This is a genomic window from Nocardioides sp. NPDC006273, assembly GCF_040613495.1.
Classification (GTDB): domain Bacteria; phylum Actinomycetota; class Actinomycetes; order Propionibacteriales; family Nocardioidaceae; genus Nocardioides.
Genome location: NZ_JBEXSD010000017.1, coordinates 19,287 through 37,852 on the forward strand (window position 1 = coordinate 19,287; position 18,566 = coordinate 37,852).

The window sequence follows — 18,566 nt, forward strand, 5'->3', positions numbered from 1 at the left end:
TGGGAAGCCGTGGCGGCTGGCGGGTCTCGACCTCAACACCTCAACCGAACGAATCGAAGGGAGCATGTGATGAACGAGTCGATCCTCTACAGCCTCGGCGGCCTCGCCGTTGTCGCTGCGGTGGTCGCAGTCCTGGTCGCGATCAAACCGACCCGATCCCGGACACTGGCCGTCCTCGGCTGGCTGGCCTCGATCGGCCGCCGAGTCTGGTGGTGGCTGGTCCTGCGGGTCACCTGGAAGGCCGTCGCCCGAGAGGCAGGTCTCTCCAAGCGCCGCACCAAGCGCGTCAAGCGAATGGGTGTCGGTGAAGAGTCAATCGAGAAGTGGCGCGATCCTCGCCTCAAGAGAGTCAAGACCTCCGCGCACTCGGTGACCCTGCGGGTCAAGACTCGCCGGGGCCAGGCCCTGGCCGACCTCGAAGCCTTCGCCCCCAAACTCGCCGCCACCTACTCAGCGGACGCCTACCGGGTCTACCCGCCCAAGCGCCGCACCGGCTCCACGGTGATCTTCGAGCTCGTCATGCGAGACCTGATCAAGACCCCTTCGGTCGCCGCGATGCCGGAGCCCCGGATGCAGACCGAATCTGTCCGGCTCGGTCGCCGCCAGTCCGGCAGCCCGTTCCACCTGCAGATCGAGCAGCGCCACACCCTGGTGGTGGGTGCCTCCGGCGCGGGCAAGGGCTCCTTCCTGTGGGGCGTGGTCGGCTCCCTCGCTCCCGCTATCGCTGTCGATGCGGTCCGGGCCTATGGGATCGACCTCAAGGGCGGCATGGAGTTGACCATGGGTGCCCCGCTGTTCACCAAGATTGCCGTCAAGGGTGAGCAGGCGGTCGAGATGCTGCGCGAGTTCGTGAGCATCGCTGATGAGCGCACCGAAGACATGCGCGGCCGCTCCCGCAACCACAAGCCCGGCCCCGGTGACCCGCTCTACCTGCTCGTCATCGACGAACTTGCCTCCCTCACGGCGTACGCCGACCGGGACACGAAGCAGGAGGCCGAGCGGCTGTTGAAGCGGCTGCTCTCCATCGGCCGCGCCGTCGGCGTCGTCGTCGTGGCCTTCGTCCAAGACCCCCGTAAGGAGGTCATCGACATGCGCGGCCTCTTCACTCAGACCATCGCGCTACGGCTGCGCTCGGTGATGGAGACCAACATGGTCCTTGGTGACGGCATGGCACCCTTCGCTCCGGCGCACCGGATCTTGAAGGCTGCCCAGGGCACGGCCTGGATCATCGACGAGGACGGCTCCACCGACCGCATCCGCGCTGACTACTGGTCCGATGAACTGATCCGCCGCGTTGCCTCGCTCTACCCCGCCGATCCCACCGCCACACCTGGCGCGGTGGAGCCTCCCGCCCTTGGGGGTGTGGCATGAGTACCCCGGCATGGATGGAACACGCCGCGTGTGCCACTCGTGAGGCTCGCGGGCTGCCCTGGACAACCGACGCAATCGAGACGCCCACGGTCCTGGTCGACCTGATGCAGGAGACCTGCGCCGGTTGCCCGGTCCGCCTGGCCTGCGCTGCCTACGCTCGGACGGCGACGGGTGGCTGGTGGGCCGGGGTCGACCGTGCCCCTGAGCCTGCCGACCTGCTCGACCTGCTCGACGTGATGCCGCTGGATGGTGCGGCGTGACCGTCTCGACCATGGATGCACCGGGCATCCACAGTGACGCATCGTCCTCGACGGGCAGGATCTCCTACCCGTACGGGGAGGGTGCGCCGCTGGATCTGTCCGGACTCACCGCCGACCAAACCGCGGGGATCGTCTCCCGGTGGCGTGACGGCTCCTTCGACAAGTTCGCCGACACCCTCGCCAGCGTCGGGAACTGCGCCCACCCCATCCGGCTAACCGGCCACTCCGAGACCTTCGACCCCGCGACCGGGGATCTCGTCGGCACGTTCTCGTCCGCGAATGCCCCGCTCGGGGTGCTCTACCGTCCCTGCGGAAACCGCCGCGCCGATGTGTGCCCGTCTTGCTCGAGGACGTACGCCCGCGACACCTTCGCCATGATCAACGCCGGTCTCGTCGGCGGGAAGACGATCCCCGCCACGGTGGCAGACAACCCGCTGCTCTTCGCCACCTTCACCGCCCCCGGCTTCGGCAGCCCCTCCCACCGGCACCACAAGGACGACTCGCGCTGTCGCCCTCGCTCCCGCGACAAGGGCCAGCGCTGCCCCCACGGACGGCCGGTGTCCTGCATGGCGCGCCACGCCGAGGATGACGCGATCGTGGGCGCTCCGCTGTGTCATGAGTGCCACGACACCGACTCCGCGATCATCTGGCAGTGGTTCGCCCCCGAGTTGTGGCGGCGTACGACCATCGCGCTCCGCCGCGCCCTGGCCGACCACCTCGGCGTCAAGGAGAAGGATCTCCGCCACCTCGCCACGGTCCAGTTCGCCAAGGTCGCCGAATACCAAGCCCGGGGCCTCGTGCACTTCCACGCCCTCATCCGGCTCGACGGCGAAGACGGTCCCGGTTCGCCGGCCCCGATCGACGGCCACGACCTGGCGCAGCTCGTCGAGGCCTCCGCCGGCACCGTCACCTACGTCGCCCCGCCCATCGATGCCGACGACAACACCGAACGCATCTTGAAGTGGGGCAAGCAACTCGACGTCCGCGTGGTCCGTGACGGTCACCGCACCGACGACCCCGATGGAGTGCTGACGCCGGGGCAGGTCGCTGGGTATCTGGCGAAGTACGCCACCAAGGACGCCAACTCGATCCGCTCCGCCGAGGACCAGCGTCCCCACCTGGCCGCGATGGGCAGCCGCTGTCACCGACTGGCCATGCGCGCGATCGCTCACTACGGCGTCAACGAAGCCTCCAACCGGCTCCCCGGTCAGACCGAGAAGCCCCAGAAGTCGGCGGTCAACCCGTACGACCTGTTGGGCAAGTGGGCGCACATGCTCGGGTTCCGGGGCCACTTCTCCACCAAGTCCCGGCGCTACTCCATCACTCTCGGTCGGCTCCGACGCGCCCGTGCCCGATACGCCGAACTCCGCGCCGCTGCCGAGCACAACGAAGAAGCCCGCGCGGTCCTGCTCGACCTCGACGAACTAGAGGCCTGGGTCCTCGCTGATGAGGAAACGACCCTCGTCGTCGGCTCCTGGCGCTTCGAAGGCACCGGCTGGACCTCCCTGGGCGACGAAGCCCTCGCCCTCGCTGCTGCTGCCCGTGCCCGTGAGTACGACCAGTGGAAGGCCCAGACCAAGAACACCACCAACGAGAAGGGGAAGTGAGATGGATGAGAAGTTGCTGACCTCCGAAGAGGTCGCGGAGTGGATGCAGATTGCTCCCTCCACGCTGTGCCGCTGGCGACAGACCGGGAACGGACCCCGGGTCATCTGGCTGTCGCCGTCGACCCCCCGTTACCGGCCTAGCGATGTGCTGGCCTGGGTCGAGAAGGCTGCAGCATGAGCGTCACGAAGATGGCCAACGGTCGCTGGCGAGCCAAGTTGAAGAGCGGCCGTGTCGACGTCGGAAGCAAGGTCTTCGACACTCGTACCGCAGCCAAGGACTGGCTCTCGCGGGAGCGTGCTGCCCTCGCTGGTGGCGTGGATCCTCGTGCGGGCAAGCGTCGCGTTCGCGAACTGATCGCTGAGTGGCTGCCGATTCGGGAGAAGACCGTAGCCCCGAAGACCTACCGGGCCGATCAGGACGTCGAGCGACTCACACCGACGAACGTGCTCAACCTGCAGGTAGCCAGCGTCTCCGAGCGCGAGATCGCCCGCATTTTCGAGCGGCTTCTAAGTGACGACCTGGCGGAGTCCTCGGTGGTGCGCTACCGCGCGAGTCTGTCGGTCTTCTTCTCCTGGTGCGTGCGGGAGAAGTACATCGTGAGCAACCCCGTCAGCGGGGTGAAGGTTCCGAAGCAATCCGACGAGAAGGAAGAGATGAACCCGTTCACTGAGGCGGAGCTAGAAGAGTCGTACGAAGACTGGAGAGCACGGAACCCGCGCCTTGCGGACATCCTTCTCGTGCTCGGGTGGACCGGCCTTCGCTGGGGTGAAGCGCGCGCCATGACCGTGGCCGATCTCGTCGAGGTCCCGACCCCTGGTCTCCGCGTTCGTCGCTCCCGCACAGAGGGTCACGAGACCAAGTCCACCAAGGGGCGGCGCTCTCGTCGCGTCCCCCTGGCGAACCGCGTACTTCCGCTGGTGCAACAGATGACGACCGGCAAGAAGGCCAACGATCTTCTGTTCACCACCGACACCGGGGCGACCCTCCACCGAGGTGCCGTCACCCGAACCTTGAAGTGGGAGCAGACCGGCCAGGGGCGACGGCTTCACGACCTCCGCCACACGGCTGCTTGCCTGTGGTTGGCTCGCGGCGTCGACGTCGGGACGGTCAAGGAGTGGATGGGTCACGAGTCCATCGCGACCACGAACCTCTACCTGCACTTCCTCGGCACGGGTGCCGACGCGGCGGGCCTGGACCGGCTCAACGACACCGGCCACAGGGGTGCTCAGAAGCCTCCGGAGGGCACCAGGGGGGCACATGACGAGGAGACCGGCGAATGACAAGCAAGAAACCCGGTCTTCGCTGCGGTGAAGATGCAGGTCAGAACCGGGTTTCAGGTGGTGGAGCTGAGGGGATTCGAACCCCTGGCCTTCTCATTGCGAACGAGACGCGCTACCAACTGCGCCACAGCCCCAAGCGATGAGAAACGTTAGCACCTCGTCGCGGGTGTTACCGAATCAGGATGGCTTCAGGTGCCGGTGGCGCGGGCGCGCGCCGCCTCGGCGGCCTCGGCCGCGGCACGCTCGGCCTCCTCGGCCTGGCGGACGAGCTCGGAGTCGGCGGCGTTGCGACCCGAGCTCCACACGCCGGTGGCGTCCAGGTCGATGGTGCGCACGGTGCGGCGCGGCGCGGCCTCCTTGGAGACGTACGTCGGCAGCGGGGTCTCCACCGGCTTCCAGGAGCCCGCGGGGATGTGCTCGCCGGTGTCGTCGTGCTCGACGACGGCGACCAGGTCGCCGGTGTCCTGGTCGATGTCGAAGGTGACCCGAGGCGGGACGGCCGGCGCTGGCTCGGGGATGTCCTCGGGGAACGGGATCCGCGCCCAGACCTCCCGCTGGTGGCGGACGCTGACCCGGCAGGTGACCAGCCAGGCGGCGACCAGCGCGGCCGGGATCGTGATCCACACCGGCCCGAAGACACCGAAACCGGCGAGAGCGCCGACCAGGACCAGACCGAAGACGAGCACACCGAGCACGATGCTGCGGCGCTTGGCCGCTACGCGAGCAGCGCGGCGGCGTACGGCCATCGGGACGGGCCGCGGAGCAGGCTCCTCGGCGTCCTCGATCTCCGCCTCAGCCGCGGGCTCGGACTTCTTCGACGACTTTTCGGTCACCAGGTCGGTGGAGTCCTTGCTGGTGGCCTCTCGGCGTGCGAGGATCCTGCGGGACTTTGAGATCGCGACGCTTGCCCGGCTCTTCGTCCCGTCCTCGGCCGTCGCGTTCTGCTCGAGCGCTTTAGGCACCAAGTACACCGCCCACGCCACGGCGAGGGCGACGAAGATGAGTGCGCTCGGGTCCACGTCAAGAAGCGTAGGAGCCATTACCAGCCCGTAGGCGGACGTGCTGTGGTGTGTCGCGTGTGACTTGTGTGATTTCAGCGGGACACGCCGAAGTCAATGCCTCATTCGGGTGACAAACCTAGTCTGGCCAGCATTCCTTGGTGACATTCTTCGACCGTTATCGCGAAGATACGGTGATCTCTCCAGGCACCGTCGATATGCAGAAATCGGGGCGCATAGCCGATCTCGTTGATGCCCAGCTTCTCCACGACGCGCAGCGAGTTGGAGTTCTCCGGCCGGATGCAGATCTCGATCCGGTGCAGCTTGGCGGTGGTGAAACAGTGGTCGATGACCAGGGCCACCGCCAGCGGCATCACTCCTCGCCCGGCGAAGTTCTGGTCGATCCAGTAGCCGATCGAGGCGAACTGCGCCGAGCCGCGCACGATGTTGTTGACCGTGACCTGACCAGCGAAAACACCGTCGACCTCGATCGCGAACGGGTAGGTCACCCCGCGCTTGGCCTGCCGCCGAAGACGACGTACGAGGCTCGCGAAGGTCGTGGGCCGAGCAGTCGATCCCGGCGGCACGGTCGCGTCCCACTGGTGCAGCCAGACGGCCGAGCGGCGGCGCGCATCGGTCCACGCCTTGGCGTCGGTCCGGTCGAGCGGGCGTACGGTCACCGCGCCGTGGGAAAGTACGGCGGGCCAGCCGGGATCAGTCATCGAAGGTCCCGATCAGTGGTCGCTGCCGACCGACTGCTCCACGGCGTGGGGCAGCACCGGACGAAGGACGTCGATCGCGTCCTTCACACCGCCCTTGGACCCGGGAAGGTTCACCACCACGCACGCTCCGATCTGACCGGCCAGACCGCGGGACAGTAGCGCCGTCGGGATCCCCTTGGCCACTCCGGCCGCTCTGATGCCCTCGGCGATGCCGGGGATCTCGCGGTCGAGCAGCCGACGGGTGACCTCGGGGGTGCGGTCGGTGGGGGTCAGCCCGGTGCCGCCGGTGGTGAGGACGACCCGCGCCCCGCCCTCGGCGGCGCGGGCGATGGCCTCGCCGACCGGGTCGCCGTCGCGTACGACCTCGGGGGGACCGACCTCGAAGCCGAGCTCGTCCAGGAAGGCGACCAGGAGGGGTCCGGTGGTGTCCTCGTAGACACCGGCCGAGGCGCGGTTGGAGGCGACGACGACGGTCGCTTTCAGGCTCATCGCTGGAAGGTTCCTGACTTTCCGCCGGTCTTGGCCTCGACCCGGATATCGGTGATGACCGCTCGCTTGTCGACGGCCTTGATCATGTCGACCACGGTCAGGCCGGCGACTGCGACCGCGGTCATCGCCTCCATCTCGACACCGGTGCGGTCGGTGGTCTTCACGGTCGCGGTGATCTCGACGGCTTCGTCGGCGACGCTCAGCTCGACCTTGACGCCCGAGACCGCCAACGGGTGGCACAGCGGGATCAGGTCGGGGGTCTTCTTGGCGCCCATGATCCCGGCGATGCGAGCGACGGCGAGCGCGTCACCCTTGGGTACGCCGTCTCCGCGGAGCAGCTCGACGACCTCAGGTGAGACCACGACACGTCCGGACGCGGTGGCGGCGCGGGCGGTGACCGCCTTCTCGGAGACGTCGACCATCCGCGCGGCGCCGGTCTCGTCGACGTGAGTGAGCCGGGACTCGCTGGCGGCCATCAGAACTCCACATCCAGTTCGATCACGTCGACCTCGGCGGCCTTGTCCAGGGAGGTCGTCTCCGGCGGGACGACGATCAGGCAGTTCGCGCCGGCGAGGTCACCGATCAGGTGAGATCCCGGCCCGCCGATGGGCGAGACGGTGGCGTTGGAGGTGTCGTACCAGCCACGGCGATACTGCTCCTTGCCCTTCGGGGAACGCATCTCCTGGGTCAGGGTGACGCGGCGTACGGGTCGGGCCTCGGGGGTCATGCCCATCAGCCGGCGCAGCGCGGGGAGCACGAAGAGCTCGAAGGAGACGAACGAGGAGACGGGGTTTCCCGGGAGGCACATGACCGGCACGCGCTCGTCACCGATCCTGCCGAAACCCTGGGGCTTGCCCGGCTGCATGTCGACCGGGCCGAACCAGACGCCCTCCGGGGCCAGCGCCTCCTTGACCACGTCGTAGTCGCCCATCGAGACACCGCCGGAGGTGACCACGAGGTCGGCGCGGACGAGCTGGTCGGAGAGCGCGGTCATGAACGCCCGCGGCTCGTCCGGCACGATCCCGACACGGTAGGCGATCGCGCCGGCCCGGCGAGCCGCGCCCGCCAGGAGGAAGGAGTTGCCGTCGTAGATCGAGTCGTGACCCAGCGTCTCGCCGGGCTCGCGCAGCTCGGTTCCGGTCGAGAGCACGACGACGCGAGGCCGAGGACGCACCGCCACCTGGGCGCGGCCGACTGAGGCGATGAGCCCCAGATGGCGCGGGCCGAGCACCGTGCCCGCGGAGACGAGCAGGTCGCCCTTGGTGACGTCCTCCCCCGCGTAGCGGACGTGCTGGGCCTGCTTCGGCGCCTGCCGGATCTCGACCGTGGTGACGCCACGGTCGGTCCACTCGTAGGGCACGACCGTGTCGGCACCCGTCGGCAGTGGGGCGCCGGTCATGATCTTCGCCGCCGCACGCGGCGGGAGCGCCAGCAGCGAGGCCTGTCCGGCGCCGATCTCGCCGAGCACCGGTAACCGCACCGGGGCCCCTTCCGAGGCCGTCGCGACATCCGCGTACCGGACCGCGTAGCCGTCCATCGAGGAGTTGTCGAAGCCCGGCAGGGCGACCTCGGCGTGGATGTCCTCGGCCACCGCCAGTCCGAGGCAGTCCATCAGGGAATGCGGGTAGGCCGGCATCGGCTCGAGGTCGGCCAGGATTCGCTCGCGGTACTCGGCGGGGGTCACCCCACCAACACTAGTCGGAGAGGACCGTGGCGGGCGCGACCCGTTCGGCGTTGGCGCCGTCGAGCGAGACCGCGCCGATCACCTGGACGCCCTTGCCGAAGGTCCAGTCGCCGTTGATGGTCAGCGACGACGCCTTGCGCAACGACGGAGCGCCCTCGGGGAAGCGCTCATCGAAGTTCGCGACGTACTTGTAGTAGTCGCCGTCCAGGTCGATGAACGGCACCATGTCGGCAACTTGATCGAGCACGAAGTCGTCGCCGATGTCGTAGACGTCGGAGCGGAGGACCAGCAGGTCGTTGGTCGTCTTGACCGGTACGAACCGGTCGCGCGTGACCTCGATCAGCTGCGAGCCCTCGAAGACCTCGATCGCGGCCCCCATTGCGGTCTCGATCTGAACGACCTTCGGGGTCTTCGGGTCGGCCGGGTCGACAGTCTTCTCGTTGCGGATCAGCGGCAGGCCGAGGATGCCGTCGCGCTCGGACAGGACCTTCTTGAGCGCCTTGAGGTCGAACCAGATGTTGTTGGTCGAGCAGTACTTGTGGCGGCTGAGGTCCTGCAGCGCCACCTTGTCCTCGTCGCGAGTCTGCGCGGTCTCGCGCAGGATGAGCCGGCCGTCGGCCTTGCGGCGCGCGAAGTGACCGCCCTTGCGGTCGCTCGGGGTGCGGCGTACGGCCTCGATCGCGAAGGGCGCTCCGCTCTTCGCGAACCAGCCGGCGACCTTCTCGTCGGGGACGGCGCCGAGGTTGTCGGAGTTGGAGACGAAGACCCGCTCGTAGCCCTGCTCGATGAGCAGGTCGAGGAGCCCGGTGTCGAGCAGCGCGGTGTAGATGTCGCCGTGACCCGGCGGGCACCACTCGAGCTCGGGATCCTTGGGCCACTCGACCGGGGACAGGTCGTCGACGAGCAGACGCGGCTCGCGGTTCTGCAGGAACTCCAGCGGCAGACCCTCGACCGGCAGGTCCTGGTAGCGCTCGAGCGCGGCCAGGCTGTCCTCGGAGGTGCGGAAGGAGTTCATCAGCAGCAGCGGGAGGCGGACGTCGTACTTCTCGCGCATGTGCAGGATCTGGCGGGCGATCACATCCAGGAAGCTCAGACCCTTGCGCACGCACAGCAGCGACTTCGCGCGGTCCATGCCCATCGAGGTGCCGAGGCCGCCGTTGAGCTTGATCACCGCGGTGGTCGAGATGGCGGCGTGCGCCTCCTCGTCGGTGACCTCGGCGTCGCTGATCGACGGGATGTCGACCGGCTCGATGGTCTCCTCCGGGATCATCCCGGTCTCGCCGTGCTCGAGCTGGCGGTAGTAATGTGCGAATGTCTGCACCGCGACGTCGTCCACGCCGGCATCGCGCATCTTCGCCATTGCCTTGGCCAAACCTGGGCTACCCATAGAGGAAAGCCTAGGCTGTCGTTGTGTCGGGTTCACACACCCCTCCGGGTTCTGACGGTCCAGCCCCCGCTGACTTCGTGGGGCGCAAGACTGCCTTACGTGACCAGCTGCTCACCACTCGGGGCCGTATCGGGCTCCCCGGACTCGGTTCGCTCGCGCGTTCGCTGTCGCAGGTGGTCACCGAAATTCCAGAGGTACGCCGGGCCGCAACCGTGGCGCTCTACGTCTCGATCGGCACCGAACCGGGCACCGGGCCGCTTCTCGACGAGCTCGCTGATGCCGGGAAACGGGTCCTGCTGCCCTGTCTGCTGCCGGACAACGACCTGGACTGGGCCGCGTACGACGGCGAGCTCGTCCGGGCGCCTCGCGGGCTGCTGGAGCCCGGCGGGGAGCGGCTGGGCCTCTCCGCGATCGCCGGCGCGGACGTCGTACTGGTCCCGGGTCTGGCCGTCGACCCGCAGGGCCATCGGATGGGACGGGGCGGCGGCTCCTACGACCGCATCCTCGCTCGGGTGCCCTCCGGGACGCTCACCTGCGTACTCCTCTATCCATGGGAGATCGGCGTCTCGGTCCCCGTGGAACCGCACGACCAGGCCGTGGGAGCGGCCGCGAGCGCGGAGGGAATGCAGCGCTTCTCCTAGGCGTTCGCTAATATTGGCAGTCGCGCCTGTCGAGTGCCAGATTCTGTTCTAGGAGAAACGTGCCCACCTATCAGTACGCCTGCACCGAGTGCGGCCACGCCTTCGACCAGTTCCAGAGCTTCAGCGAGGCTTCGCTGACCGAGTGCCCCGAGTGCAGCGGCAAGCTGCGCAAGGTCTTCAGTGCCGCCGGGGTCGTCTTCAAGGGCTCCGGCTTCTACCGCACCGACTCCCGCTCGGGCTCGGGCTCGACGAACTCGAACACCTCGGACTCGAGCTCTTCGTCGACGTCCTCGCCCGCGCCCGCCGCGGCCTCCAGCTCCTCAGACTGACGCCGAGACGTCACGCGCGTCGGTCGAGTTGGCACTGCGGTGCCACCTCGAACGACGCAAGTGACGTCTCGCCAGGTGGTTATCCACAGGTTTGTTCACAGGGAGTTCGTGGCTGTGGATAGCGAGATGCGGGTGCCGAGGGGGCGGCTTAGCGTGCCTGCATGTTCACTCGAATCACGTCCTCCTCCCGCCGCGTACGCCGCGGGGTGCTCGCTCATCGCCGCCTGCTGGCGTTCCTGCTGACCGCCTCGGCGGTCGCGATCGGGTTGTCGGCCACCCGGCCGGACCCACCCGACACCTCGACGATGTCGGTCGCCTCCCGAGATCTTCCGGTCGGCACGGTCCTCACCGCCGCCGACCTGACCGACGTCGAGACCGACCCCGGCAGCGTTCCTGCAGACCTGGCCGCAACCCCGCTCGGTGAGCGGCTCGCGGCCCCGCTGCGGCGCGGCGAGCCCGTCACCGACGTACGCCTCGTGGGTCCGTCGTTGACCGACGGCCGGCCTGACTTGGTCGCCGTGCCCGTCCGGCTCCCCGACGCCGAGATGGCCGGGCTGCTCCATGTCGGTGACACCGTCGACCTCTACGCCACCGATCCCGCCACCACCGAGACCGCCCGGGTCACCACCGACACGCTGATCCTCAGCCTCCCGCAGGCCGCGGAGCCGAGCCGCGATGATTCCATGGCACAAGGAAAGACCGACGGGTTTGGCGTCACGAACGCTTCGGCGGGGCGTCTGGTCATCGTCGGAGTCGCCGCGAACAGCGTCGAGGACGTCACGTCCGCAGGGGTGGGCGGTTACCTCACCTTCGCTTATTGACGCCCACAGCACGCCACACCCGGGGTCTCCTTCACCTCACACAACGAGCAACAGGAGAAAGCAAGACATGAGCGGTTTCAAGAAGTTCCTGCTCCAGGGCGACCTGATCAAACTCGCGGTCGCCTTCATCATGGGTGCCGCGTTCGCCTCGGTGGTGACAGCCACCGTCACGGTGATCATGGACCTGATCGGGAGGATCGGCGGCACGCCGGACTTCTCCGACTGGACGCCCTACGGCATCCACCTGGGCGCCTGGTTCACCGCGGTGATCTCCTTCGTCATCCTGGCCGCGGTGGTCTACTTCATGATCGTGAAGCCCTACACCCACGCCAAGGAGCGCTTCTTCCCGGACCCCGAGCCGGGCGAGACCGAGATCGACATCCTCAAGCAGATCCGCGACCGCCTCAGCGCCCGCTGACCTCTTCGCACCCCAGGTGCCGTCTCACCCACCGTGGTGAGGCGGCACCTGCGATTTCAGCCATCGATCCGCCGCCGACTCCCCCGACTCCCCCGACTCCGTCGACGGCTCGCGCTCGTCCTTGGTCGTCTCGGGGAGTACGTCACCGAAGATCCGCGCCAGCCGCTGCTTGCGCTTCCACTCCGGCTCCTCGGGCTCCTCAGGCTCGTTCGGCTCAACGGGCTCAACGGGCTCGGACATCAGCACAGTCCGGCTCGCTCGCGGGCCGCCTTCGCATCCTCGGCGATCTGGGCGAGCTCCTCCTCGGAGGCACCGCTGCTCTGACCGGAAGCCGAGCCTGCCGAATCAGTGGAGTCGGGCTCGTCGCTGGACGCCGATCCGGCCGTCTCGCCGTCGGTGGCGCCGTCGGTTGCGCTGTCACCCTCCGCTGCGTCGTCCGACTTCTTGCTCTTCTTGCCGGAGGCCTCACCGGCGTCCAGCGCACCGGCAGCGATCTTCTTGGTGAGCGGCTTGTCGTTGGCGATCGCCTTGAAGACGTTCTTCGCCTTCTCCTCATCGAGGACAACAGTTGCCTTGGGATTCTGGGGATCCGCGACGACCGGAATGGTAAGGAACTTGATGTTCTCCATCCCGATGCTCTGGAAGCCGGCACCGATCTGGGCCATCGTGTCGAGGTTGTCCTTGAGGGCCTCGTCCATCGTCAGACCCTTGGTCGCAGCATTCAGGAAGCCGAGCACCTTCGTGGGGCTCGACAGGGTGTCCCCGGAGAGCAGCTTGGCTGCCATCGACCCGATAAAAGCCTGCTGGCGCTTGGACCTATCGAGGTCACCACCGTCGCCGAGGCCATGCCGCAGGCGCACATAGTTGAGGGCTTGCTTGCCCGTCAGCTTCTGCTCACCAGCGTCGAAGTGAGCGCCGGTGAACTTGTCGTCGACCTCTTCAGGAATGCAGACGTCGACTCCCTCGATGGCATCGACCATGCCCTTGAAGCTTGCGAAGTCCACTACCACGACATGGTTGACCGTGATGTCGCACTTCTTGCCGCACATCTCACTGGCAACAGACTCCAACTGGTCGATCGTGCACTTCGGACCGGCCGTCGCATACGCTGCGTTCCACCGCACATACTTGGCCGCTGCGGTCTCTTCGCCGTCTTCGGTCTTGCACGAGGGCCGGTCCACCATCGTGTCTCGCGGGATGGAGACGCCGTAGGCGAACTCCCGGTTGGCGGAGAGGTGCAGCAGGATGTTGGTGTCCGAGCCGCCACCGCTCTCACCGTCCAGGCCACAGCCCTTGCAGTCGCGGCTGTCCGAACCCATCACCAGGATGTTGATCGGTTCCTTCGGGCCGACGTCAGCGGCCTTCTCGCCGAGGCTGACGGTGTCGATGTTCGACCGGAGATGGCGATAGGTGTAGACGGTGAACAACCCGACGACCAGCGCCACCACGAGCAAGGTCGAGCTGAGCACCTGCCACACGCTGACCCGCGGCTTGTCGCGGTCCTCGTGCTCGTCGGCCGGATAGGGAATGTACGGCTCCGCGTAACCGTCCTGGGACGACCCGTCGTCGTAGTACTCGTCGTCATAACCCGTTGCGTACGCAGCATCCCGGCGCCCGGGGGCGGGGTAGGCCTCGTGGCGGGCCTCGTGCAGCTCGTCGCGTGAGACCGTGCGCCCCTGGGGGTGCTCGACCGGGGCCGGACGCGGCGCGACAGCGGTCGCGCCGGGGTCGTTCCAGTCGAACTCACGGGCGGCCGGCGGGGCGAGCTGCTGATCGGGAGTCTTGGGCATCGGCGGGGCCGGCTGGGGATCCTGGCGATACCACTCCGGCGCGGGCGCGATCGCGGTCTCCTCGACGGGCGGAACGGCGGCAGGCCGCGGAGGTACTCGGCGCGCGGGGCGCGAAGTCTCACGCAGCGGCGGGGCTATGGCCGTCGCGTCGGGGTCCCACTCCTGGGGGGCGGGAGGGGCAGGCATCGGCGACGGCCCAGGGGTCCCTCTGCCCATCGCCTGCAAGCGCTCGGCGCGCGTCGGCTCCCGCCGAACTGGTTCCGCGTGCAGTGGCTCGACGGCGGGAGGCTCGGGCTGAGCCGGCTCCTGACGGGCCGGACGCGCAGCCCGGCGGCCACCACCCGACGATCCCGATCCGGGCCCAGGAGGCGGCGGTGCCACGAAGTCAGACTGCGGGCGTGCAGCCCGCCGTCCACCGCCGGGTTCCGCAGACGGCTGGTCGATCGGTACGTCCGCCACCCGAGCACCCCGCCCGGCACGAGCCCCCCGAGACTCGTTGCTCTCAGGCTCGTCGGCGTCGTACATCCACTCGAATCCGGACACGCCCGAGCCTGCGTCCTCACCCCCACGGCGGGGAGGCATGGAGGGGCTAGGCATAGATCACCGTCACTCGTCGCTTGTTATGGGGGGATTCGGGTTGAGTCGACGGTGACTCAACCTACGCGAGAATCCCAAGTTTGACCTGAGACCGCTCCGAACCCCAAACCGTAGTATCACTCGTCACCATGGCAAGATATCTGCGAACGCCCCAGTAGCTCAGTGGATAGAGCAGCCGCCTCCTAAGCGAAAGGTCGCAAGTTCGACTCTTGCCTGGGGCACCAAACAAGCAGTGCAGACCGCTCCCAGCATGGTTGAGGGCGAGGTCTGGTGGTCTCGACAGGCTCGACCTCCGGAGGCACCTACGACGCGTCGACGACCTCGAACCGGATCCCAGCGGCCTGCAGACGCGCCAGCAGCGCATCCCCCATCGCGACCGCCGTGGTCACCGAACCGGAGGTCTCGGGGAGCGTGTCGAAAGCGAGGCACAGCGCCGACTCGGCGAGCATCTTCGCGGTCTCGGTGTAGCCCGGGTCGCCGCCGGACACCTTGGTGTGGACCTTCCGGTCGCCGCACTCGGCGACGAAATCGACGGTGAACCACGACTTCTCGCGTCGCCCCTCGGAGGGCCCGGTGCCCTGCTTCACCCGCTCGCCGAGCTTGGCCCGCAGCGGCGGCACCTGCATCGCGAGCGCGAGGCCACCGACACCGACGGCGCCGCCGACGGCGAACCTCAACGTCTTGGTCCCAGCGAAGTGTGAGTAGGTGAACGAAGGGCCGTACGCCTCCAGCGCCTGGCCGGAGCGGGCGACGATGAACGGGTCGATGGTCGGCAACGGCAGCAGCCAGTAGCCCAGCTCGCGATCACGGCCGAGAGCGGGCTTCGCCGGCCGAGACCTACGCCCCACCGGCCGCTCCTCGAGTGCCCGACGCTCGCGCGACGCCGCTGCCATCTGCCGCGGCCGCGACATCTGCCCCAACGCAGAGTGGAAGGTGCCGCCGGAGAAGGTGGCGTTGGAGCGTACGACGCCCTTCATCGTCAGCGGCTCGGTGATCTCGCCGCCGGCGGCCAGCTCGCGCACCGTGTAGAAGGCGCCGAGATCGTGCGGGATCGAGTCGAACCCGCAGGCGTGCACGATCCGGGCGCCGTTGGCGCGGGCGACCGCGTCGTAGTTCACGAACATCCTGTCGACGAACTCCGGCTCTCCGGTCAGGTCGACGTAGTCGGTGCCGGCCTCCGCACACGCCTTGACCAGGGGCTCACCGAACTCCAGGTAGGGCCCGACCGTGGTGATCACGACCCGCGCACGAGCAGCCAGCGCGACCAGCGAGGAGGAGTCGTTGACGTCGGCCTGGATGAGCTCGACGTCGGTAGAACCGAGCGAGTCCCGAACGGCCTCGAGCCGCGACAGGGAGCGGCCCGCGAGCGCCCACCGCAGGTCCTGGGGCGCGTGCTCAGCGAGATATTCGGCCACCAACCCGCCCGTGAATCCGGTCGCGCCGAACAGGACGATGTCGAGATCGCGAGGGTTCGTCATAACCGCTACCTTTCCAGAAGCAACGAAATCCGAGACGGCACGGGTCTGTGAGTGATCAAATGTTGCATCAAGAGGGATACGCTTAGGCGGTTTCTTTTGTGGATGAACATTTGAAATGAACGGCCAGGCACCATCCCCGACCACGAGATGAGCGAGACGAGCCTGTGGGTGACGCGGTGATCAGCGTTCTGCTGGCCGACGGTCACGACGTCGTGCGTGTCGGCGTGCGTACGGTCCTGCAGCCCGAATCCGGCATCGAGGTCGTCGGCGAGGCCCGCACCGCCGCCGAGGCACGGCCGCTGATCGCGACGCTCCGCCCTGACGTACTCATCCTCGACTCCTACCTGCCCGACTCCTCCGGCGTGGCGCTGTGCCGCGAGGCCCTGGCGATGAAGAGCGACATCCGCTGCCTGATCCTGGCCACCGACGGCGACGACGAGGTGATGAGCCAGGCGATCATGGCGGGCGCGGCCGGCTATGTGCTCAAGCAGATCGAGGCGTCGAGCCTGGTCTCGGGCATACGTCTGGTGGCCAGCGGCCACACCCTCTTCGACCCCGAGGCGGCAGCCAAGGTGGTGCACAACGTCGAGGAGCGCCGCCGGATGCACGAGGTGGTCGCCGAGCTGACCCCGCAGCAGCGGCGGATCCTGGTGCTGCTCGCCGAGGGCATCTCCAACCGGCAGATCGCCGATCGCCTGGTGCTCGCGGAGAAGACCGTGAAGAACCACATCACCGGCCTCCTCGCCAAGCTCGGCGTCAGCCACCGCACCCAGGCCGCGCTGATGGCGAGCCAGCTGCTCGAGGACGGGGTCGTGCCGCGGCCCGCGGCACCTGCCGATGACCTGAGGCAGCCCAAGGCCGCGGGACCGAACGGTGGACCGATGCCCCCGCACCCTCGCGGTCCGTCCCCCTCCCGCACCCCCGGCCGAACCCGCTGATCGTCGCTGCGATCCAGGTACCGTGGATGGCATGTGCCGCAACATCCGCCCGCTCCACAACTTCGAGCCGCCCGCCACCAACGACGAGGTCGCCGCTGCCGCCCTGCAGTTCGTACGCAAGGTGAGCGGCACCACCAAGCCCTCTGCCGCCAACCAGGAGGCCTTCGACCACGCCGTCGCCGAGATCGCCCACATCACCCGGCATCTCCTCGACGACCTGGTCACCAACGCCCCCAAGAAGAACCGTGAGGTCGAGGCCGCGAAGCGCAAGGCTCGCGCGGAGGGCAGGTACGCCTCGTGACGGGGTCGCAAGCCGAAAGTCCGTACCTCGAGTCGTGCGATGCGTGCGTGCATCGCAAGGCGGCATCGCGACGGCATACCGGGCGTCTTCCGAGCGATGCCAACGCTGCGAGGTGCGTGCGCAGCGTGCGACTCGCGGTGCGGAATTGAGGCGCGCGACCCCAGCCTTCGGGGCGACCACGCAGGATTCGTACGCCGCGGCGCTGGCCCTCCTCCAGGACCGTCCGCTCGTGGTGCTGACCGGGGCCGGAGTCTCGACCGACTCGGGCATCCCCGACTATCGCAGCCCGGGCAGTCCGGCGCGGCAGCCGATGACCTACCAGCAGTTCATCTCGGGACCGCAGGAACGGCAGCGCTACTGGGCGCGCAGCCACCTCGGTTGGCGGCGGATGGGCAGCGCGGCGCCGAACGCCGGACACCGGGCTCTGACCCGGATCGACCCCGAGCTGCTGATCACCCAGAACGTCGACGGACTGCACGAGCAGGCCTCCCCGGAGCTGGCCGGGAGCGGCCGGATCGTGACGCTGCACGGCCGGGTGGCCGACGTGATCTGTCTGTCCTGCCGCACGGTGAGTCCGCGCCCCGACCTCCAAGAGCGGATGGAGGCGCTCAACGCGGGTTGGGCAGAGGCGCACGCGGATGTGGAGTCCCGTCCGGACGGCGACGTCGCGCTCGAGGAGACCCAGGACTTCGTCGTGCCCGACTGCGAGATCTGCGGCGGCATCCTCAAGCCCGACGTCGTCTTCTTCGGGGAGAACGTCCCCAAGGACCGGGTGGCCAGGTGCATGGAGGCGGTCGACGCGCTCGCCGGGGAGGGCGTGCTGCTCGTCGCGGGATCGAGCCTGGCGGTGATGAGTGGCTACCGGTTCGTACGCCGGGCGGCGAAGGCCGCGATCCCGATCGTCATCGTCAACCGTGGCGCCACCAGGGGCGATGGGGAGGCTGCGTACAAGCTGGAGGTCGGAACCAGTGAGTTCCTCACCACCTTGGCACAGCGCAGATCCGGTGGCTCAGGCGGAGCGTGACCGGATCGGCAGACTGCCCATCCGGCCGGCTGCCTCGTCGACGGACAGTCTGGCTCCGATGAAGAAGTGGTAGACCGGGCCCTCGTCGATCAACAGGACCTTGGCGCTGTGGAAGTCACCACCGAGATCGGTGAGCACGATCTCCTCGCCCCGTTCGAGGTGACGGGTCAGGCCGGTGTCGGTGTGATGGACGGCGACTGGGCGGAACGTCTCGTCCAGCTCGCGACCGCGAGCGGACAGATGAACGACCTCCATAGAGCTCTCCCCTCCGGAGACCCCCGCAAGTCTCGACATGACAACCGCTGCTGCCCACGTCGATGAGCTGGCCAACAGCAGGCCCTGCACATCAAACATAAGCATCTAGGACCTAATCGGTCCAGGGTCACGTGCCAGAATCTGCCGACGTCAAGAGAATTTCACCCAGCGTTGC

The 18,566-nt window shown here is 68.0% G+C and carries 22 protein-coding genes and 2 tRNA genes; 13 read left to right on the forward strand and 11 right to left on the reverse strand.

Annotation, left to right across the window (positions count from 1 at the left end):
* Positions 1 to 69 precede the first annotated feature (69 nt).
* From ABZZ22_RS09850 to ABZZ22_RS09870, 5 genes are read left to right on the forward strand one after another with little or no spacing between them, the layout of a single operon-like run.
* Positions 70 to 1,371: an FtsK/SpoIIIE domain-containing protein gene (locus ABZZ22_RS09850; RefSeq protein ID WP_354929995.1), complete on the forward strand. Its 1,302-nt coding sequence runs from the start codon at positions 70 to 72 to the stop codon at positions 1,369 to 1,371.
* Complete coding sequence (locus ABZZ22_RS09855) at positions 1,368 to 1,631, forward strand: hypothetical protein (RefSeq protein ID WP_354929998.1); 264 nt, start codon at positions 1,368 to 1,370, stop codon at positions 1,629 to 1,631. Before ABZZ22_RS09850 ends, ABZZ22_RS09855 begins: the two co-directional genes overlap by 4 nt.
* The gene (locus ABZZ22_RS09860) at positions 1,628 to 3,238 is read left to right on the forward strand and encodes a replication initiator (protein WP_354930001.1); all 1,611 of its coding nucleotides are present in this window, start codon (positions 1,628 to 1,630) and stop codon (positions 3,236 to 3,238) included. Before ABZZ22_RS09855 ends, ABZZ22_RS09860 begins: the two co-directional genes overlap by 4 nt.
* A gap of 1 nt (position 3,239) precedes the next feature.
* Positions 3,240 to 3,416 carry a DNA-binding protein gene (locus ABZZ22_RS09865; protein ID WP_354930004.1) on the forward strand — a complete coding sequence of 59 codons (177 nt, stop codon included), beginning with the start codon at positions 3,240 to 3,242 and terminating at the stop codon, positions 3,414 to 3,416.
* The gene (locus ABZZ22_RS09870; protein WP_354930007.1) at positions 3,413 to 4,519 is read left to right on the forward strand and encodes a tyrosine-type recombinase/integrase; all 1,107 of its coding nucleotides are present in this window, start codon (positions 3,413 to 3,415) and stop codon (positions 4,517 to 4,519) included. The genes ABZZ22_RS09865 and ABZZ22_RS09870 overlap by 4 nt, the downstream gene beginning before the upstream one ends.
* Positions 4,520 to 4,577: 58 nt before the next feature.
* On the opposite strand, the gene ABZZ22_RS09875 is transcribed toward ABZZ22_RS09870, so the two are convergent.
* From ABZZ22_RS09875 to ABZZ22_RS09905, 7 genes are all read right to left on the reverse strand, one after another.
* A tRNA-Ala gene (locus ABZZ22_RS09875) sits at positions 4,578 to 4,653 on the reverse strand.
* 54 nt (positions 4,654 to 4,707) lie between these two features.
* A complete protein-coding gene (locus ABZZ22_RS09880; protein WP_354930010.1) occupies positions 4,708 to 5,538 on the reverse strand; it encodes a hypothetical protein in 831 nt (276 codons plus the stop codon).
* A 101-nt stretch (positions 5,539 to 5,639) separates the two neighbouring features.
* Positions 5,640 to 6,239 (reverse strand): GNAT family protein, encoded by a 600-nt coding sequence (locus ABZZ22_RS09885; RefSeq protein ID WP_354930012.1) that lies wholly within the window; start codon positions 6,237 to 6,239, stop codon positions 5,640 to 5,642.
* Positions 6,240 to 6,251: 12 nt separating this feature from the next.
* On the reverse strand, positions 6,252 to 6,728 hold the full coding sequence (locus tag ABZZ22_RS09890) for a MogA/MoaB family molybdenum cofactor biosynthesis protein (protein ID WP_354930015.1): 477 nt from the start codon (positions 6,726 to 6,728) through the stop codon (positions 6,252 to 6,254).
* Complete coding sequence (gene moaC, locus ABZZ22_RS09895; RefSeq protein WP_354930018.1) at positions 6,725 to 7,204, reverse strand: cyclic pyranopterin monophosphate synthase MoaC; 480 nt, start codon at positions 7,202 to 7,204, stop codon at positions 6,725 to 6,727. Before moaC ends, ABZZ22_RS09890 begins: the two co-directional genes overlap by 4 nt.
* Positions 7,204 to 8,412, reverse strand: coding sequence for a gephyrin-like molybdotransferase Glp (gene glp, locus ABZZ22_RS09900; protein ID WP_354930021.1), 1,209 nt, complete (start codon positions 8,410 to 8,412; stop codon positions 7,204 to 7,206). Before glp ends, moaC begins: the two co-directional genes overlap by 1 nt.
* 10 nt (positions 8,413 to 8,422) lie before the next feature.
* A complete protein-coding gene (locus tag ABZZ22_RS09905; protein WP_354930024.1) occupies positions 8,423 to 9,799 on the reverse strand; it encodes a UTP--glucose-1-phosphate uridylyltransferase in 1,377 nt (458 codons plus the stop codon).
* A gap of 77 nt (positions 9,800 to 9,876) precedes the next feature.
* Here ABZZ22_RS09905 and ABZZ22_RS09910 point away from each other — a divergent pair, with 77 nt between their 5' ends.
* The 4 genes from ABZZ22_RS09910 (at position 9,877) to ABZZ22_RS09925 (ending at position 12,008) form a co-directional block, all read left to right on the forward strand.
* Positions 9,877 to 10,440, forward strand: a complete 564-nt coding sequence (locus ABZZ22_RS09910) for a 5-formyltetrahydrofolate cyclo-ligase (protein ID WP_354930027.1) — start codon at positions 9,877 to 9,879, stop codon at positions 10,438 to 10,440.
* A 59-nt stretch (positions 10,441 to 10,499) separates the two neighbouring features.
* Positions 10,500 to 10,769: an FmdB family zinc ribbon protein gene (locus ABZZ22_RS09915; RefSeq protein ID WP_354930030.1), complete on the forward strand. Its 270-nt coding sequence runs from the start codon at positions 10,500 to 10,502 to the stop codon at positions 10,767 to 10,769.
* Between the two features lie 161 nt (positions 10,770 to 10,930).
* On the forward strand, positions 10,931 to 11,590 hold the full coding sequence (locus ABZZ22_RS09920) for an SAF domain-containing protein (RefSeq protein WP_354930033.1): 660 nt from the start codon (positions 10,931 to 10,933) through the stop codon (positions 11,588 to 11,590).
* Between the two features lie 67 nt (positions 11,591 to 11,657).
* Positions 11,658 to 12,008, forward strand: coding sequence for an MscL family protein (locus tag ABZZ22_RS09925; RefSeq protein ID WP_354930036.1), 351 nt, complete (start codon positions 11,658 to 11,660; stop codon positions 12,006 to 12,008).
* A 24-nt stretch (positions 12,009 to 12,032) separates the two neighbouring features.
* Here the strand turns inward: ABZZ22_RS09925 and ABZZ22_RS09930 are convergent, their stop codons facing one another.
* Positions 12,033 to 12,248: a hypothetical protein gene (locus ABZZ22_RS09930; RefSeq protein WP_354930039.1), complete on the reverse strand. Its 216-nt coding sequence runs from the start codon at positions 12,246 to 12,248 to the stop codon at positions 12,033 to 12,035.
* Positions 12,248 to 13,984, reverse strand: a complete 1,737-nt coding sequence (locus tag ABZZ22_RS09935; protein WP_354930042.1) for an LCP family protein — start codon at positions 13,982 to 13,984, stop codon at positions 12,248 to 12,250. The genes ABZZ22_RS09930 and ABZZ22_RS09935 overlap by 1 nt, the downstream gene beginning before the upstream one ends.
* A 559-nt stretch (positions 13,985 to 14,543) precedes the next feature.
* Between ABZZ22_RS09935 and ABZZ22_RS09940 the strand changes: the two genes are divergently transcribed.
* A tRNA-Arg gene (locus ABZZ22_RS09940) sits at positions 14,544 to 14,619 on the forward strand.
* A gap of 78 nt (positions 14,620 to 14,697) precedes the next feature.
* Here ABZZ22_RS09940 and ABZZ22_RS09945 read toward each other — a convergent pair.
* Positions 14,698 to 15,873 carry a saccharopine dehydrogenase NADP-binding domain-containing protein gene (locus tag ABZZ22_RS09945; protein WP_354930045.1) on the reverse strand — a complete coding sequence of 392 codons (1,176 nt, stop codon included), beginning with the start codon at positions 15,871 to 15,873 and terminating at the stop codon, positions 14,698 to 14,700.
* Between the two features lie 176 nt (positions 15,874 to 16,049).
* Here ABZZ22_RS09945 and ABZZ22_RS09950 point away from each other — a divergent pair, with 176 nt between their 5' ends.
* The 3 genes from ABZZ22_RS09950 to ABZZ22_RS09960 all read left to right on the forward strand — a co-directional run bounded on the left by ABZZ22_RS09950 (position 16,050) and on the right by ABZZ22_RS09960 (position 18,136).
* Entirely contained in the window at positions 16,050 to 16,811 is a 762-nt protein-coding gene (locus ABZZ22_RS09950; RefSeq protein WP_354930048.1) for a response regulator transcription factor, read from the forward strand.
* Between the two features lie 31 nt (positions 16,812 to 16,842).
* Positions 16,843 to 17,112 carry a DUF2277 domain-containing protein gene (locus ABZZ22_RS09955; protein WP_292650787.1) on the forward strand — a complete coding sequence of 90 codons (270 nt, stop codon included), beginning with the start codon at positions 16,843 to 16,845 and terminating at the stop codon, positions 17,110 to 17,112.
* 145 nt (positions 17,113 to 17,257) lie between these two features.
* Complete coding sequence (locus ABZZ22_RS09960) at positions 17,258 to 18,136, forward strand: Sir2 family NAD-dependent protein deacetylase (protein ID WP_354930052.1); 879 nt, start codon at positions 17,258 to 17,260, stop codon at positions 18,134 to 18,136.
* Here ABZZ22_RS09960 and ABZZ22_RS09965 read toward each other — a convergent pair.
* The gene (locus ABZZ22_RS09965) at positions 18,122 to 18,391 is read right to left on the reverse strand and encodes a hypothetical protein (protein WP_354930055.1); all 270 of its coding nucleotides are present in this window, start codon (positions 18,389 to 18,391) and stop codon (positions 18,122 to 18,124) included. The two genes, ABZZ22_RS09960 and ABZZ22_RS09965, sit on opposite strands and share 15 nt — an antisense overlap.
* Positions 18,392 to 18,566: the final 175 nt, after the last annotated feature.